This window comes from Pseudomonas sp. Pseusp9, assembly GCF_059491265.1.
In genome coordinates this window covers 5,337,216-5,352,834 of record NZ_CP168500.1, presented here as the reverse complement: position 1 = coordinate 5,352,834, position 15,619 = coordinate 5,337,216, and the positions used below count along the sequence as shown (strand labels likewise).

General features: G+C 59.6%; 14 protein-coding genes. 9 read left to right on the top strand and 5 right to left on the bottom strand.

The features are described from left to right. Window positions 1-69: 69 nt before the first annotated feature. The 4 genes from ACEN8E_RS24320 to ACEN8E_RS24305 form a co-directional block, all read right to left on the bottom strand. Entirely contained in the window at window positions 70-1,032 is a 963-nt protein-coding gene (locus ACEN8E_RS24320; protein ID WP_495589505.1) for an IS110 family transposase, read from the bottom strand. 229 nt (window positions 1,033-1,261) lie between these two features. After that, window positions 1,262-2,578, bottom strand: coding sequence for an MFS transporter (locus tag ACEN8E_RS24315; protein WP_495590171.1), 1,317 nt, complete (start codon window positions 2,576-2,578; stop codon window positions 1,262-1,264). A 260-nt stretch (window positions 2,579-2,838) separates the two neighbouring features. Then, complete coding sequence (locus ACEN8E_RS24310; RefSeq protein WP_495590170.1) at window positions 2,839-4,071, bottom strand: transporter associated domain-containing protein; 1,233 nt, start codon at window positions 4,069-4,071, stop codon at window positions 2,839-2,841. A 12-nt stretch (window positions 4,072-4,083) separates the two neighbouring features. Further along, entirely contained in the window at window positions 4,084-4,896 is an 813-nt protein-coding gene (locus ACEN8E_RS24305) for a cytochrome C assembly family protein (RefSeq protein WP_495590169.1), read from the bottom strand. 210 nt (window positions 4,897-5,106) lie between these two features. On the opposite strand from ACEN8E_RS24305, the gene ffh reads away from it, so the two are divergent. From ffh to rplS, 5 genes are all read left to right on the top strand, one after another. After that, window positions 5,107-6,483, top strand: coding sequence for a signal recognition particle protein (gene ffh, locus ACEN8E_RS24300; protein ID WP_495590168.1), 1,377 nt, complete (start codon window positions 5,107-5,109; stop codon window positions 6,481-6,483). Between the two features lie 249 nt (window positions 6,484-6,732). Next, window positions 6,733-6,984, top strand: coding sequence for a 30S ribosomal protein S16 (gene rpsP, locus ACEN8E_RS24295; RefSeq protein ID WP_007972721.1), 252 nt, complete (start codon window positions 6,733-6,735; stop codon window positions 6,982-6,984). Between the two features lie 5 nt (window positions 6,985-6,989). Beyond that, window positions 6,990-7,526: a ribosome maturation factor RimM gene (rimM, locus tag ACEN8E_RS24290; RefSeq protein ID WP_429365792.1), complete on the top strand. Its 537-nt coding sequence runs from the start codon at window positions 6,990-6,992 to the stop codon at window positions 7,524-7,526. A gap of 2 nt (window positions 7,527-7,528) precedes the next feature. After that, a complete protein-coding gene (trmD, locus tag ACEN8E_RS24285; RefSeq protein ID WP_007897583.1) occupies window positions 7,529-8,281 on the top strand; it encodes a tRNA (guanosine(37)-N1)-methyltransferase TrmD in 753 nt (250 codons plus the stop codon). Window positions 8,282-8,326: 45 nt separating this feature from the next. Then, entirely contained in the window at window positions 8,327-8,677 is a 351-nt protein-coding gene (gene rplS, locus ACEN8E_RS24280; protein ID WP_008018567.1) for a 50S ribosomal protein L19, read from the top strand. Window positions 8,678-8,863: 186 nt separating this feature from the next. Here rplS and ACEN8E_RS24275 read toward each other — a convergent pair whose 3' ends face one another. Continuing rightward, window positions 8,864-10,675 carry a cation:proton antiporter gene (locus ACEN8E_RS24275; RefSeq protein ID WP_495590167.1) on the bottom strand — a complete coding sequence of 604 codons (1,812 nt, stop codon included), beginning with the start codon at window positions 10,673-10,675 and terminating at the stop codon, window positions 8,864-8,866. 107 nt (window positions 10,676-10,782) lie between these two features. Here ACEN8E_RS24275 and xerD point away from each other — a divergent pair, with 107 nt between their 5' ends. The 4 genes from xerD (at window position 10,783) to thrC (ending at window position 15,586) form a co-directional block, all read left to right on the top strand. Next, a complete protein-coding gene (xerD, locus tag ACEN8E_RS24270; RefSeq protein ID WP_495590166.1) occupies window positions 10,783-11,679 on the top strand; it encodes a site-specific tyrosine recombinase XerD in 897 nt (298 codons plus the stop codon). A 262-nt stretch (window positions 11,680-11,941) separates the two neighbouring features. Next, window positions 11,942-12,673 carry a bifunctional protein-disulfide isomerase/oxidoreductase DsbC gene (dsbC, locus tag ACEN8E_RS24265; RefSeq protein WP_495590165.1) on the top strand — a complete coding sequence of 244 codons (732 nt, stop codon included), beginning with the start codon at window positions 11,942-11,944 and terminating at the stop codon, window positions 12,671-12,673. Between the two features lie 132 nt (window positions 12,674-12,805). Continuing rightward, the gene (locus ACEN8E_RS24260; RefSeq protein WP_085715854.1) at window positions 12,806-14,110 is read left to right on the top strand and encodes a homoserine dehydrogenase; all 1,305 of its coding nucleotides are present in this window, start codon (window positions 12,806-12,808) and stop codon (window positions 14,108-14,110) included. A 66-nt stretch (window positions 14,111-14,176) separates the two neighbouring features. Then, window positions 14,177-15,586: a threonine synthase gene (thrC, locus tag ACEN8E_RS24255; protein ID WP_495590164.1), complete on the top strand. Its 1,410-nt coding sequence runs from the start codon at window positions 14,177-14,179 to the stop codon at window positions 15,584-15,586. The last annotated feature ends 33 nt before the right edge of the window (window positions 15,587-15,619 follow it).

Sequence of the window (15,619 nt, the reverse complement as noted above, 5' to 3'; positions counted from 1 at the left end):
AGTTGTCAGTGAGGGCCCCTTCGCGAGCAGGCTCGCTCCCACAGGGATATGCGATCACTGTGGGAGATTCTATGTTGCAGGGGAACCCTGCAGCCTTAAATTTGGCTGGTATTCGCTCTGATTTTTCATGAGGGCGAATGCCACCCGACAGAGCTTGCGGGCGAGGATGACCAGAGCCTGAGTTCTGGCCAGGCCTCTTGCCAAGTAAGACTCATAGAGCGGTTTCCAGACGGGAGACCGGCAAGCCGCCATTGCTGCATTGTGCGCAAGACGCCGCAGCTCCCCATCGCCTTTTTTGCTCAAGTGGCGCGGGCTGTGCTTCTTTCCTGAGTCCTTCGGCCTCAGGTCCATTCCCAAAAAGGCAATAAACGCATCGGCACTGGCGAATTGACCACGCATAAAAGTGGCTGCCAGACCCGTGGCCGTGAGCTCGCCAATCCCTTCAATCGCTTGGCAACGTCTGATGTTTTCGGTGATCCCGGCCTCTTGGCTGGCTTTGCGCAGCAATTTCTGAATAGCCTGATCAGTCTGTTTGAAGTGCTCCAGCTCTTGGGCCAGAAGGTCTTTGAGAAGGGGCTCACTCGACCAGCTCAGCATGATGCTAACCCGGGCTTTCATCAGTTCTGCACGTTTGTTGAGGAGGCTTTTCAACACGGTGTAGAGCTTCGGAGGTGGATTCCAGATGCGAAGCCGATCCTGCTCACTGGTCAGGTAACGTGCCAGCAAACGCGCATCACAGGGGTCGGTTTTTGCTCGCTGGCCAATGCTTTCGCGGTAGTGGCTCACCCGATAAGGGTCCACAACGTAAACTCGGTGCCCCATGCCATGGGCCAGTTCAGCGGTATCCAGGTGGTAGAGACTGGTGGCTTCCAAGGCAATCGAGCTTTGCGCCGGCAGGGATTTGAGCCAGCGCCCAATAGCTGTGCGATCGTTGTTGATGAACTGAGTGATTTTCAGATCTTCGCGGTAAACGACGATTTCTGCCTTGGCCACATCGACACCAACCACCGTTGGCGAGGTAAGGATTGTCATGACGAATCCTCGGAGCTAGGGTTTAAGTGCTTGTCGGGGTCTACCGTAGCGCTGGCTTGCCTCTATCGTCGGTATTAACCGATGAATTCCTTATCGGCGCTTTAGGTAGAAAGGGCGGAACGAGAAGTCTCCCACGGTCCGTACTGGCTAGAGTCGGAATCGAGCTTTTAGTCCCGCCCACCCCTTCAAGTCTAAACATACAAGCGAGCCTGCTCGCGATGACAATGTGTCAGGCAACCTGATTCAAATCGTTATGCCGTGTTTCCTTCAGGCACAACACCGCCAGCAGGCTCAACACCGCAGCGCCGGACACGTAGCCGCCGACATAACCCAAACCACCCATCGCCACCAGTTTCTGCGCAAAAAACGGCGCCGCCGAAGCGCCGACGATACCACCCAGGTTATAGGCCGCCGAGGCACCGGTATAGCGCACGTGGGTGGGGAACAGCTCTGGCAGCAGGGCACCCATTGGCGCAAACGTCACGCCCATCAGAAACAGTTCGATGCACAGGAACAATGCCACGCTCCAGGTCGAGCCCTGGGTCAGCAGCGGCTCCATGAGAAAGCCGGACAGGATCGCCAGTACGCCACCGATGATCAGCACCGGCTTGCGCCCGTAACGGTCGCTGGCCCAGGCCGACAGCGGGGTGGCGGCCGCCATGAACAGCACCGCAAAGCACAGCAGGCCGAGGAAGGTTTCGCGGCTGTAGCCGAGCGTTGCCACGCCGTAACTCAGGGAAAACACGGTGGAGATATAGAACAGCGCGTAGCACACGACCATCGCGCCGGCGCCCAGCAACACAGGGGCCCAGTATTGACCGAACAGCTCGAACAGCGGGATCTTCACCCGCTCCTGGCGCGCCACGGCGTTGGCGAACACCGGGGTTTCATGCAGCTTGAGGCGCACGTACAGGCCGACCATCACCAGTGCGGCGCTGAGCAGGAACGGAATACGCCAGCCCCAGGAGCGGAACTGTTCATCGTCCAGTACCACGGCCAATGTCAGGAACAGGCCGTTGGCCGCCAGAAAGCCAATGGAAGGACCCAGTTGCGGAAACATGCCGAACCACGCGCGTTTGCCTTTCGGCGCGTTCTCCGTGGCCAGCAATGCCGCACCACCCCATTCACCGCCGAGCCCCAGGCCCTGGCCGAAGCGCAGGACGCAAAGCAGGATCGGTGCCCAGGCGCCAATGCTGTTGTAACCGGGCAGCACACCGATCAGCGTGGTGCACACGCCCATCAGCAGCAGCGAGGCGACCAGGGTCGATTTGCGCCCGATACGGTCGCCAAAGTGGCCGAAAAGCGCCGAACCCAAGGGGCGTGCAAGGAAGGCGATGCCGAATGTGAGAAATGCCGAAAGCATCTGGGCGGTGCCGGATGTCTGCGGAAAGAACACCGGACCGATCACCAGCGCGGCGGCGGTGGCATAGACATAGAAGTCGTAGAACTCGATGGCGGTGCCGATGAAGCTTGCAGTGGCCACGCGGGTGGCGGAGTTCGTCGGTTGCGCAGGTGTGGAGTTGCTGTAAGTCGTGCTGGTCGTCATGCGGTTATCCCTGACTGTCATGTGCTCCAGTGGAGCGAATTATTATGGTCGAGAACCCAGGGATGTGGGTGGAGGCACGGTCGCTGTTCAAGGTGGGAACAGTCGTCGGTTGGTTGCGGGCTTTGCTGGTGGACAGGCCGGAAGCTGCGAAGTGCGGGGTAAGCACGGGGCCGGCGAGGCTTGGGTAAGCGCTTCGATTATAGGAAGGTGGCTAACGATCGAACAAGAGGCCTGGCGAACACAGGGATTAGTGTCAGGTTTTAGATAACGACAGGCATCGAGCTGGTTTGCCAGATCAGCACCCGCGTGACACGGTTGTCCTCGGTCTGGAGAATTTCCAGGCGATAGCGACCGATCTTCAGGCACACCGCGCTTTCGGGAATGGTTTCCAGCGCCTCGGTGACCAGGCCGTTCAGGGTTTTCGGGCCATCGCTGGGCAGGTGCCAGCCGAGACTCTTGTTCAGCTCGCGAATGGACGCGGCTCCGTCGATCACCAGGCGTCCGTCGGCTTGCGGATGAATGTGCGGGTTGTCCAGACTGTGCTGGCTTTCGAACTCGCCGACGATTTCTTCAAGAATGTCTTCCAGGGTGACGATGCCCAGCACTTCGCCGTATTCATCGACCACCATGCCCAGGCGCCGCTGCTGCTTGTGGAAGTTGAGCAGTTGCAATTGCAACGGGGTACTTTCCGGTACGAAGTACGGCTCGTGACTGGCCGCCAGCAACGCTTCCCTGGTCAGGCTCGCGTCGGGCAGCAAGTGCAGGATATGCCGGGTGTTGAGGACGGCTTCGACCTGGTTGATATCGCTGTGGAACACCGGCAGGCGGGTGTGCTTGTTGTGGCGCAATTGTTCGATGATTTCTTCGATAGGGTCATCGAGGTTGATGCCGTCCACGTCACTGCGCGGTACCAGGATGTCATTGACCGTGATGTTGTCCAGCGCGTGGATGCCTGGCAGCGGGTGAGGGCGGGTTACGGCTTCCTGGGGGGGGTGCCGCTCTGTCAGCGTTTCGTCCTCACTTTGTTGCACCACTTTGGCTTTACGGGCAAGTGGTCGCATCAGCAACTGACTGATGCTGTTGAGCAGCCATGCCGCGGGATAGATGACTTTCAGCGGTACGCGCAACAGATTGTTGCCCTGGGCCAGGATCGCATCCGGATAGCGGGTGGCGAGTGCCCGTGGCAAATAGTCGGAAAACACCAGCAAAATGGCGCCCGCTCCAAGGCAGGCGATCCACGGGCCGTTCTCGGTCCAGGTGAAAATGGCCAGCAAGGTGCTGATGACCACCACGAGTGCACGGCAGAGAGTGTTGCAAAAAATCAGGCTGGCAATCGGGAAGCTGAGTTTCGCCACCGGTTTGTCGCTGGAACGCGTTGCGGTGCGCTGGGCCAGTAAATGCTGGTGCGCAGCTTCGATGGCGGTAAACAGCCCCGACCATAGAATCAGCAGGGTCACTACCGCGAGCATCGGCCCTATGGGCAAGTCGTCCATTAATGCCGCCCGTCAGATGTGCAGGATGTATTCACGAACCAGTTTGCTGCCGAAATACGCCAGCATCAGCAAGCAAAAACCGGCCAGGGTCCAGCGAATGGCTTTGTGCCCGCGCCAGCCGAGGCGATTGCGCCCCCACAGCAGTACGCTGAAAACGATCCAGGCCAGGCAGGCCAGCAGGGTTTTGTGCACCAGATGCTGGGCGAACAGGTTTTCCACGAACAGCCAGCCGGAGATCAGCGACAGCGACAGCAGCGTCCAGCCGGCCCAGAGGAAGCCGAACAGCAGGCTTTCCATGGTTTGCAGCGGCGGGAAGTTCTTGATCAACCCGGACGGGTGCTTGTGCTTGAGCTGGTGGTCTTGAACCAGCAGCAGCAAGGCCTGGAACACCGCGATGGTGAACATGCCGTAGGCAAGAATCGAGAGCAGGATGTGGGCGAGGATACCCGGCTCCTCATCGATGACCTGCACCGTACCGGCCGGCGCAAAGTGCGCCAGCAACACGGTCAAGGCCCCCAGCGGGAACAGCAGGACCAGCAGGTTCTCCACCGGAATCCGCGAGCAGGCCAGCAGGGTCAATGCGATGACCGCCACGGCAATCAGGCTGGCGGCGGTGAAGAAGTCCAGGCCCAGGCCGGTCGGGGTCAGCAGGTGGGAGAGCAGGCTGGCGCCGTGGGTCAATACGGCGAGCACGCCAAGTATGACCAGCAGGCGTTTGTTGGCCTTGGCACCGGAAGCCAGGCGAGTGCCCTGATAGATGGTCGCAGCGGCATACAAGCAGGCGGCGGCGAGGGTAGTAAGCAAGCTGGGTGACAAGGGGAGCATAAATCCTGTTAGGCAAGCCCGAAAGTCGCTGAGTTTGGCATAGAACCCCCGCTACACGAAAGACCACGCAACCCGACAGCGAGGTGTCCGCCAGCCACAGTCTTCGCTATAATCCGCGACCTGCCCACGCCGCAGGCTCGCCGAGCACACGTTTAGTCCGGTCCGGGCCGCCATTATCCCGGTCTACACAGGGCCTGAAAGGATCGCGCAATGTTTGAAAACTTAACCGACCGTCTCTCGCAGACGCTGCGCCATGTCACCGGCAAGGCCAAGCTGACTGAAGACAACATCAAAGACACCCTGCGCGAAGTGCGCATGGCGTTGCTCGAAGCCGACGTCGCCCTGCCGGTGGTCAAGGACTTCGTCAATTCGGTCAAGGAACGTGCCGTCGGTACCGAGGTGTCGCGCAGCCTGACGCCGGGCCAGGCCTTCGTGAAGATCGTCCAGGCCGAACTCGAAAGCCTGATGGGCGCGGCCAACGAAGACCTGAACCTGAGTGCCGTTCCACCCGCCGTCATCCTGATGGCCGGTTTGCAGGGCGCGGGTAAGACCACCACCGCCGGCAAACTCGCGCGCTTCCTTAAAGAGCGCAAGAAGAAGTCGGTCATGGTGGTGTCCGCCGACGTTTACCGTCCGGCGGCGATCAAGCAGCTGGAAACCCTGGCCAGCGACATCGGCGTGACGTTCTTCCCGTCGGACCTGAGCCAGAAGCCGGTCGACATCGCCAACGCGGCTATCAAGGAAGCAAAACTCAAATTCATCGACGTGGTCATCGTCGATACCGCCGGTCGCCTGCACATCGATGAAGAGATGATGGGCGAGATCAAGGCACTGCATGCCGCGATCAACCCGATCGAAACCCTGTTCGTGGTCGACGCCATGACCGGCCAGGACGCCGCCAACACGGCCAAGGCCTTCGGCGATGCATTGCCGCTGACCGGTGTGATCCTGACCAAGGTCGACGGCGACGCCCGTGGCGGTGCCGCTCTGTCGGTGCGTGCCATCACCGGCAAGCCGATCAAGTTCATCGGTATGGGCGAGAAGAGCGAAGCGCTCGATCCCTTCCATCCTGAGCGTATCGCCTCGCGCATCCTCGGCATGGGTGACGTGCTCAGCCTGATCGAGCAGGCCGAAGCGACGCTCGACAAGGACAAAGCCGACAAGCTTGCTAAAAAGTTGAAGAAGGGCAAAGGCTTCGACCTCGAAGACTTCCGCGATCAGCTGCAACAAATGAAGAACATGGGCGGCCTCGGCGGGCTCATGGACAAGCTGCCGAACATGGGTGGCGTGAATCTGGCGCAGATGGGCAACGCCCAGGGCGCGGCAGAAAAGCAATTCAAGCAGATGGAAGCCATCATCAACTCGATGACCCCGGCCGAGCGCCGCGACCCTGAAATGATCAGCGGTTCGCGCAAGCGTCGGATCGCCATGGGTTCCGGCACCCAGGTGCAGGACATCGGCCGCTTGATCAAGCAGCACAAGCAGATGCAGAAAATGATGAAGAAGTTCTCTGCGAAAGGCGGAATGGCCAAGATGATGCGCGGCATGGGCGGAATGTTGCCCGGCGGCGGCATGCCAAAGATCTGAAAGAACTCGCCGGTCGTCGTACCGGCGCAGTCCCGCAAGGAGGCGGGATCTCCAGTAAACCCGCGCTTGGCGGGAGCTGACCGGCCGTTTTCAACGACGGCTCTATAGCCAATCTGGATGGCACGGTGACAGGTGTCGGAAAAAGGCATTTGCAAAAGTCCGGATATTCCTTAGAATATGCGGCCTTTCGGGCACCCATGCCCGCTGTGCATTTAGATTTGCAGCACCGACTACAGGAACGATGTTCACATGCTAACAATCCGTCTTGCCCTTGGCGGCTCCAAAAAGCGCCCGTTTTACCACTTGACCGTAACCGACAGCCGCAACCCGCGCGACGGTTCGCACAAGGAACAGGTTGGCTACTTCAACCCTGTTGCTCGTGGTCAGGAAGTTCGTCTGTCCGTGAACCAAGAGCGCGTAGCCTACTGGCTGAGCGTTGGTGCACAACCTTCTGAGCGCGTTGCTCAGTTGTTGAAGGAATCTGCCAAGGCTGCGGCCTGAGCAATATGAACGCGACGCCAGCCATTGCTGATGATTTGATCGTTATCGGCAAGATTTATTCTGTTCACGGCGTTCGCGGCGAAGTGAAGGTGTATTCCTTTACTGATCCGATCAAGAACCTGCTGGATTACAAAACCTGGACGCTCAAGCGTGACGGCAATGTAAGGCAGGTAGAGCTGGTCAGCGGACGCGGGAACGACAAGTTCCTGGTCGCAAAGCTCAAGGGTCTCGATGATCGCGAAGAAGCTCGTCTTCTGGCCGGTTATGAGATCTGCGTGCCGCGCAACCTGTTCCCTGAACTGACCGACGGCGAGTACTACTGGTACCAGCTGGAAGGTCTCAAGGTCATCGACACTCTCGGACAACTGTTCGGGAAAATCGATCACCTGCTGGAGACCGGCTCGAACGATGTCATGGTGGTCAAGCCTTGCGCTGGCAGCCTGGATGATCGCGAACGCCTGTTGCCCTATACGGAGCAATGCGTGTTGGCCGTCGACCTGGCGGCAGGCGAGATGAAGGTGGACTGGGACGCGGATTTCTAAGCGTGGCTAACTTGCGCGTAGAAGTGATCAGTCTGTTTCCCGAGATGTTCTCCGCCATCAGCGAGTACGGCATCACCAGTCGTGCGGTGAAACAGGGGCTCTTGCAGCTCACCTGTTGGAATCCGCGAGACTACACGACGGATCGACATCACACTGTGGACGATCGCCCGTTTGGCGGTGGTCCGGGCATGGTGATGAAGATCAAGCCCCTGGAAGATGCTCTGGTTCAGGCCAAGGCAGCAGCCGGGGAGGCGGCGAAGGTAATTTACCTGTCCCCCCAAGGCCGTCAACTGACTCAGTCGGCGGTACGCGAGTTGGCGAATCTGGATGCATTGATCCTGATTGCCGGCCGCTATGAAGGCATTGACGAGCGTTTTATTGATGCTCATGTCGATGAAGAGTGGTCGATTGGCGACTATGTATTGTCTGGCGGCGAGCTGCCGGCGATGGTCCTGATCGATGCGGTTACACGACTGCTGCCTGGAGCTTTAGGGCATGCGGACTCCGCCGAGGAAGATTCCTTTACGGATGGTTTGCTGGATTGCCCGCACTACACCCGACCGGAGGTGTATGCGGATCAGCGTGTTCCCGACGTATTGCTAAGTGGCAATCACGCGCACATCCGGCGTTGGCGTTTACAGCAGTCCCTTGGTCGGACCTTTGAACGACGCGCCGATCTTCTGGAAAGCCGCTCGCTTTCTGGAGAAGAGAAGAAGCTGCTCGAGGAATATATCCGCGAGCGGGACGATAGTTAACAACGTATCGATGGTAGATCCGACGATTTACCTTAGGAGCACAGCATGACTAACAAAATCATCCTTGCACTCGAAGCAGAGCAGATGACCAAAGAGATCCCTCCCTTTGCCCCGGGCGACACCATTGTCGTTCAGGTGAAAGTGAAGGAAGGCGACCGTTCGCGTCTGCAAGCGTTCGAAGGTGTTGTTATCGCCAAGCGTAACCGCGGCGTAAACAGTGCATTCACCGTTCGTAAAATCTCCAACGGTGTTGGCGTAGAGCGTACTTTCCAGACCTACAGCCCGCAAATCGACAGCATGGCTGTCAAGCGTCGCGGTGACGTACGTAAAGCCAAGCTGTACTACCTGCGTGACCTGTCGGGTAAAGCAGCTCGCATCAAGGAAAAACTGGTTTAAGTCCAGCTTCCGATGCAAAAAAAGCAGCCTGCGGGCTGCTTTTTTGTTGCCTGTAATTTATTCCTGGGCACATGACCTGATCGTGCCCTTCGCGAGCAGGCTCGCTCCCACACAAGCTCTTTGACGAGCCGAAAGTTTGTGCTCGCTGGAAATCTCCTGTGGGAGCGAGCCTGCTCGCGATGCGATTTAGCCGACGCCAACAGTCTCCGGCTGAATCAACGCCAGCAGTGTCCATCCGGCAGCAGGTTTCAGCGAGCTGTCCGGTGTCACCACGTGCACCCAACCGCTCTCATCACGCACGAACAGCAAGGTTGCACGCTCGCCATGCAGCGCACGGTAGTCGTCCCAACTGAAGCCATCGGTCAAAGTCGTGCTGTATAGCTCGGTACCCTGGCTCAATTGGCTGGCGAGTTTGGCGTAGGTCAGCGCTTCGCTGCCCAGTTGATTGCCGCGATGCTCCAGGCTGGTGCGGTGCTTGTCGGTGCGGCGGCTTTCCTGGCCGCTGGCCAGGCCGAACATGCGCTGATGGCCCAGTTCATGACGAAAGCGCATCAGCGCCAGGGTATTCATCTCACCGGAGGGGGACAGTGCCAGCAAATGCCCGAGGCCGACCAGGTCCAGGTGCGCATCGGCATGTTGCGACGCCGGGTTGCCGAAATAGGTCGGCAAACCTTCCATTCGGGCTGCACGAATGTTCTCCCAGCTCGAATCCGTCAGCAGCACCCGGCTGCCCAGTTGTTGCAGCGCCTTGCCCAGCGTGCGCGCGGGTCCGTTGGCACCGATGATCAGGAAACCGCTCGGTGCCGGTTCCGCCACCTTCAGCAGGCGTGCCAGCGGTCGTGCTGTCGCGCTTTGCAACACGACCGTACCGATGATTACCGCAAAGGTGAGCGGCACGAGCAGCAGTGCCCCCTGATGACCAGTCTCATGCAAGCGGATGGCGAAGATTGCCGACACCGCCGCTGCCACGATGCCCCTCGGGGCAATCCATGCCAGCAGGGCCCGCTCGCGCCAACTCAGGCTGGAGCCCGCCGTGCACAGCAGCACATTCAAAGGTCGGGCGACGAACTGAATGACCAGCAGCAAAATCAGCACCAGGGGCCCGAGGCCGATCATGGCATTCAGGTCCAGCCGTGCCGCCAGCAGAATGAACAGGCCGGAGATCAGCAGCACGCTGAGGTTCTCCTTGAAATGCAGGATGTGCCGCACGTCCACGCCTTTCATGTTGGCCAGCCACATGCCCATCAAGGTCACGGCCAGCAATCCGGATTCATGGGTAACCTCGTTGGAGGCAATGAAAATGCCCAGGACTGCCGCGAGCGCCGCCAGGTTGTGCAGGTATTCCGGCAACCACTGGCGACGAATCAGGGTGCCGAGCAACCAGCCGCCCAAAACACCGAACAAGCTGCCGCACACAATCACGCCGCCGAAGGTCAGCAGGCTTTCCTTGAAGCCGTTGCCTTCGGTGCTGGCAATGATGAAGCTATAGACGACCACAGCCAGCAGGGCGCCGATGGGGTCGATGACAATGCCTTCCCAGCGCAGGATGTTGGCAATCGAGGCTTTCGGGCGCACAACGCGCAGCATCGGCACGATCACGGTCGGTCCGGTCACCAGGGTCAGGCTGCCGAACAGGATGGCCAGCATCCAGTCGAAACCCAGCAGCCAGTGAGTGGCGACGGCAATCACCGCCCAAGTGGATAGGGCGCCAATCGTGACAAGGCGGTGGACGACGCTGCCGATTTCGCGCCACTCGGACAAATGCAGGGTCAGGCTGCCTTCGAACAGGATCAGTGCCACCGCCAGGGATACCAGCGGCATCAACAGTGGCCCGAACATTTCCTGCGGGTCGAGCAAGTGCAACCCTGGGCCAGCCAGGATGCCGGTCAACAACAGGAAAAGTATCGCTGGCAGTTTCAGGCGCCAGGCCAGCCATTGGCAAAGCAGCGCCGCTGCGCCTATCCCGCCAAATACCAATAAAATCTGCTGCTCGCTCATTGCTGCTCCCTGTTCCTTGAATTGGCGGCCTGTGAAAGACTAGCGGCCGATTCCATGCCTGTTTTTAATTTTGTGCGCAGTCTCGAGACTGTGTGATTTGAGTGCCCATGCCTGCCATCGATCACCCGCTGATAGACCAATTTCTCGACGCCTTGTGGCTGGAGAAAGGTCTTTCCGATAACACCCGCGATGCCTATCGCAGTGACCTCACGCTGTTCAACGGCTGGCTACAGGACAAAGGGCTGGAGCTGGTCAATGCCGGGCGCGAGTTGATTCTTGATCACCTGGCCTGGCGCCTGGAGCAAAACTACAAGCCTCGCTCCACCGCGCGATTTCTCTCGGGGGTGCGTGGCTTCTATCGCTATCTGTTGCGGGAAAAGATGATCGCTGTCGACCCAACGTTACGGGTCGATATGCCGCAGCTCGGCAGACCGCTGCCCAAATCCTTGTCGGAGGCCGATGTGGAAGCGCTGTTGAAGGCGCCTGATTTGAGCGAAGCCATCGGACAGCGCGACCGCGCCATGCTTGAAGTGCTTTACGCCTGTGGTCTGCGGGTGACGGAGCTGATCAGCCTGACGCTGGAGCAGGTCAATTTGCGCCAAGGCGTATTGCGAGTGATGGGCAAGGGCAGCAAGGAGCGACTGGTCCCGATGGGCGAGGAGGCGATTGTCTGGGTCGAACGCTACATGCGTGATGCCCGCAGTGAGCTGCTTGGCGGGCGTCCCAGCGACGTATTGTTCCCCAGTCAGCGTGGCGAACAGATGACCCGTCAGACCTTCTGGCACCGGATCAAGCACCAGGCCAGGGTGGCCGGGATCGGCAAGTCGTTGTCGCCGCACACGCTGCGCCATGCCTTCGCCACGCACCTGCTCAACCACGGCGCCGACCTGCGGGTGGTGCAGATGCTGCTGGGGCACAGCGATCTGTCGACGACCCAGATCTACACCCACGTTGCCCGTGCGCGCTTGCAGGATCTGCATGCCAGACACCACCCCAGAGGCTGACCGTAAACCCCTTGTAGGAGCGAGCCTGCTCGCGATGATCTCAAGAGCGCCGCGTTAAACCAGTCAGCACGCATTATCGTTAACGACCATCGCGAGCAGGCTCGCTCCTACAGAAAGCATTCGCCAATGCCTTGTATCACCGGCATTCGGCCCCACGAACCTTATGTGATAGGCTTGACCGGTTTGCACGATGGGCGGTTATGACCCGGTGTCTTGGCACGGGCGTTCTGATCGTCCCATATGTTCGCCTTCAGGAGTTCTCATGCGTCTGACCCAGATTTTCGCCGCCGCAGCCATTGCGTTGGTCAGCAGCTTTGCCGTCGCCGATGACGCGGCCGACAAAGCCATTCGTAAAAGCCTGGAAAACCTCCAGCTCGAAGTGCCGGTGGAAAGCATCACCGCCAGCCCGTTGCCAGGCCTGTACGAAGTCAAGCTCAAGGGCAGCCGTGTGCTGTACGCCAGTGCCGACGGCCAGTACGTGGTCCAGGGCTATCTGTTCGATCTCAAGGACGGCAAGCCGGTCAACCTGACCGAGAAGACCGAGCGCCTGGGCATCGCCAAACTGATCAACGACATCCCGGTTGCCGAAACCGTGATCTACCCGGCCATTGGCGAAACCAAGTCGCACATCACCGTATTCACCGACACCACCTGCCCGTACTGCCACAAGCTGCACGCCGAAGTGCCTGAGCTGAACAAGCGCGGCATCGAAGTGCGCTACGTTGCGTTCCCGCGCCAGGGTCTGGGCTCGCCGGGAGACGAACAGCTGCAGGCGGTGTGGTGCTCGAAAGACAAGAAAGCGGCCATGGACAAAATGGTCGACGGCAAGGAAATCAAGGCCGCCAAGTGCGATAACCCGGTTTCCAAACAGTTTGCACTCGGCCAGTCGATCGGCGTGAACGGCACACCGGCCATCGTTTTGGCCGACGGTCAGGTCATTCCGGGCTACCAGCCTGCGCCACAAGTCGCCAAACTGGCGCTGGGCGCGAAGTAAATTCGCATCGTCACGGCAAGCCTTGACGATCATGGTCCGGCAGCGACATCGCCGGGCCATCAATAGAGAGCCGCGAGCCTGCGGTTGTTTTCACGGCCGGCCTCGAGTCGGCCGTTTTATGGGGAGTTCACAGTGAAACCGGTCAAAGTAGGCATCTGTGGGTTAGGAACCGTCGGTGGCGGTACCTTCAACGTACTTCAGCGCAACGCCGAGGAAATTGCTCGTCGTGCCGGGCGTGGGATCGAAGTGGCACAAATTGCCATTCGCACGCCAAAGCCTCAGTTCCAAACGACCGGTATTGCGATTACCACCGATGTCTTCGAAGTGGCCACGAACCCTGAGATCGACATCGTCATAGAGCTGATGGGCGGCTACACCGTTGCCCGTGAGCTGGTACTCAAGGCCATCGAGAATGGCAAGCATGTGGTCACCGCGAACAAGGCGCTTATCGCCGTTCACGGTAATGAAATTTTCGCCAAGGCCCGCGAGAAGGGCGTGATCGTTGCGTTCGAAGCGGCGGTGGCCGGTGGTATTCCGGTGATCAAGGCGATCCGCGAAGGCCTGTCCGCCAACCGCATCAACTGGGTGGCCGGCATCATCAACGGCACCGGCAACTTCATCCTGACGGAAATGCGCGAGAAGGGTCGCACCTTCGAAGACGTATTGGCCGAAGCCCAGGCCCTGGGTTACGCCGAAGCCGATCCAACTTTCGACGTTGAAGGTATCGATGCCGCTCACAAGCTGACGATCCTGGCCTCCATCGCGTTCGGCATCCCGCTGCAATTCGACAAGGCCTACACCGAAGGCATCACCAAACTGACCACCGCTGACGTGAACTACGCCGAAGCGCTGGGCTACCGCATCAAGCACCTGGGCGTGGCGCGCAGCACCGCGGCCGGTATCGAGCTGCGCGTGCACCCGACGCTGATCCCGGCCGATCGCCTGATCGCCAACGTCAATGGCGTGATGAACGCAGTGATGGTCAACGGCGATGCTGCCGGTTCGACCCTGTTCTACGGTGCCGGTGCCGGTATGGAGCCGACCGCTTCGTCGGTGATCGCCGACCTGGTGGACGTGGTCCGCGCCATGACTTCCGACCCGGAAAACCGCGTACCGCACCTGGCGTTCCAGCCGGATTCGCTGTCGGCTCACCCGATCCTGCCGATCGAAGCCTGTGAAAGCGCCTACTACCTGCGTATTCAGGCCAAGGACCATCCAGGCGTATTGGCTCAGGTCGCGAGCATCCTTTCGGAGCGCGGCATCAACATCGAGTCGATCATGCAGAAGGAAGCCGAGGAGCACGACGGTCTTGTGCCGATGATCCTGCTGACTCACCGCGTGCTGGAACAGCACATCAATGATGCCATCGCTGCTTTGGAAGCCTTGGCGGGTGTGGTCGGTCCGGTCGTGCGGATTCGTGTCGAGCACCTGAACTAAGTCGTTATCGTTCACCGGGCCCGTGCGCGGGCCCGGCTTTACGAACACTGTCCATTGGAGTCAGTCATGCGTTACATCAGTACCCGCGGCCAGGCACCGGCCCTGAATTTCGAAGACGTCCTGCTGGCAGGCCTTGCCTCCGACGGCGGTCTGTACGTCCCGGAAAACCTGCCACGTTTCACCCAGGAAGAAATTGCTTCCTGGACCGGCCTGCCGTATCACGAACTGGCTTTTCGCGTCATGCGCCCGTTCGTCACCGGCAGCATTCCGGATGCCGATTTCAAAAAGATTCTTGAAGAAACCTACGGCGTGTTCGCCCACAACGCCGTCGCGCCGCTGCGTCAGCTGAACGGCAACGAATGGGTGCTGGAGCTGTTCCACGGCCCGACCCTGGCGTTCAAGGACTTCGCCCTGCAACTGCTCGGTCGTCTGCTCGACTATGTGCTGGAAAAGCGTGGCGAGCGCGTGGTGATTGTCGGCGCCACCTCCGGTGACACCGGTTCGGCCGCCATCGAAGGCTGCAAGCACTGCGAAAACGTCGACATCTTCATCCTGCACCCGCACAACCGTGTGTCCGAAGTGCAGCGTCGGCAGATGACCACCATTTTCGGTGAGAACATCCACAACATCGCCATCGAAGGCAACTTCGATGACTGCCAGGAAATGGTCAAGGCGAGTTTCGCCGACCAGGGTTTCCTCAAGGGCACTCGCCTGGTCGCCGTGAACTCGATCAACTGGGCGCGGATCATGGCCCAGATCGTTTACTACTTCCACGCAGCCCTGCAGTTGGGCGGCCCGGCGCGTTCGGTGTCGTTCTCGGTGCCGACCGGCAACTTCGGCGACATCTTCGCCGGTTACCTGGCGCGCAACATGGGCCTGCCGATCAACCAGTTGATCGTCGCCACCAACCGCAACGACATCCTGCACCGCTTCATGAGCGGCAACCAGTACGTCAAGGAAACCCTGCACGCCACGCTGTCGCCGTCGATGGACATCATGGTGTCGTCGAACTTCGAACGCCTGCTGTTCGACCTGCATGGTCGCAATGGCGCGGCAATCGCCGGGCTGATGGATTCGTTCAAGCAGGGCGGCGGTTTCAGTGTCGAGCAGGAGCGCTGGACCGAAGCCCGCAAGTTGTTCGATTCGCTGGCCGTGGATGACGCACAAACCTGCGAAACCATCGCCGAAGTCTATGAGCAGACCGGCGAAGTGCTGGATCCGCACACTGCCATCGGCGTGAAAGCCGCGCGGGAATGCCGCCGTAGCCTGGACATTCCAATGGTGATCCTGGGCACTGCCCACCCGGTCAAATTCCCGGATGCCGTGGAAAAAGCCGGTGTAGGAAAAGCTCTCGAACTGCCCGTACATCTTTCTGATTTGTTTGAACGAGACGAACGTTGCACCGTATTGCCAAATGACCTGAAGGCCGTGCAGGCCTTTGTCAGTCAGCATGGCAACCGTGGTAAGCCGCTGTAATCGGTCACCGCTGTTACATTTTGAAGCCCGTCT

Bases quoted from the DNA above. Each gene is read 5' to 3' on its own strand.
- ACEN8E_RS24275 (WP_495590167.1), bottom strand. From the start codon at position 10,675: ATGAGCGAGCAGCAGATTTTATTGGTATTTGGCGGGATAGGCGCAGCG.
- ACEN8E_RS24315 (WP_495590171.1), bottom strand. From the start codon at position 2,578: ATGACGACCAGCACGACTTACAGCAACTCCACACCTGCGCAACCGACG.
- xerD (WP_495590166.1), top strand. From the start codon at position 10,783: ATGCCTGCCATCGATCACCCGCTGATAGACCAATTTCTCGACGCCTTG.
- rimM (WP_429365792.1), top strand. From the start codon at position 6,990: ATGAACGCGACGCCAGCCATTGCTGATGATTTGATCGTTATCGGCAAG.
- ffh (WP_495590168.1), top strand. From the start codon at position 5,107: ATGTTTGAAAACTTAACCGACCGTCTCTCGCAGACGCTGCGCCATGTC.
- ACEN8E_RS24310 (WP_495590170.1), bottom strand. From the start codon at position 4,071: ATGGACGACTTGCCCATAGGGCCGATGCTCGCGGTAGTGACCCTGCTG.
- ACEN8E_RS24305 (WP_495590169.1), bottom strand. From the start codon at position 4,896: ATGCTCCCCTTGTCACCCAGCTTGCTTACTACCCTCGCCGCCGCCTGC.
- thrC (WP_495590164.1), top strand. From the start codon at position 14,177: ATGCGTTACATCAGTACCCGCGGCCAGGCACCGGCCCTGAATTTCGAA.
- ACEN8E_RS24320 (WP_495589505.1), bottom strand. From the start codon at position 1,032: ATGACAATCCTTACCTCGCCAACGGTGGTTGGTGTCGATGTGGCCAAG.
- rpsP (WP_007972721.1), top strand. From the start codon at position 6,733: ATGCTAACAATCCGTCTTGCCCTTGGCGGCTCCAAAAAGCGCCCGTTT.
- dsbC (WP_495590165.1), top strand. From the start codon at position 11,942: ATGCGTCTGACCCAGATTTTCGCCGCCGCAGCCATTGCGTTGGTCAGC.
- rplS (WP_008018567.1), top strand. From the start codon at position 8,327: ATGACTAACAAAATCATCCTTGCACTCGAAGCAGAGCAGATGACCAAA.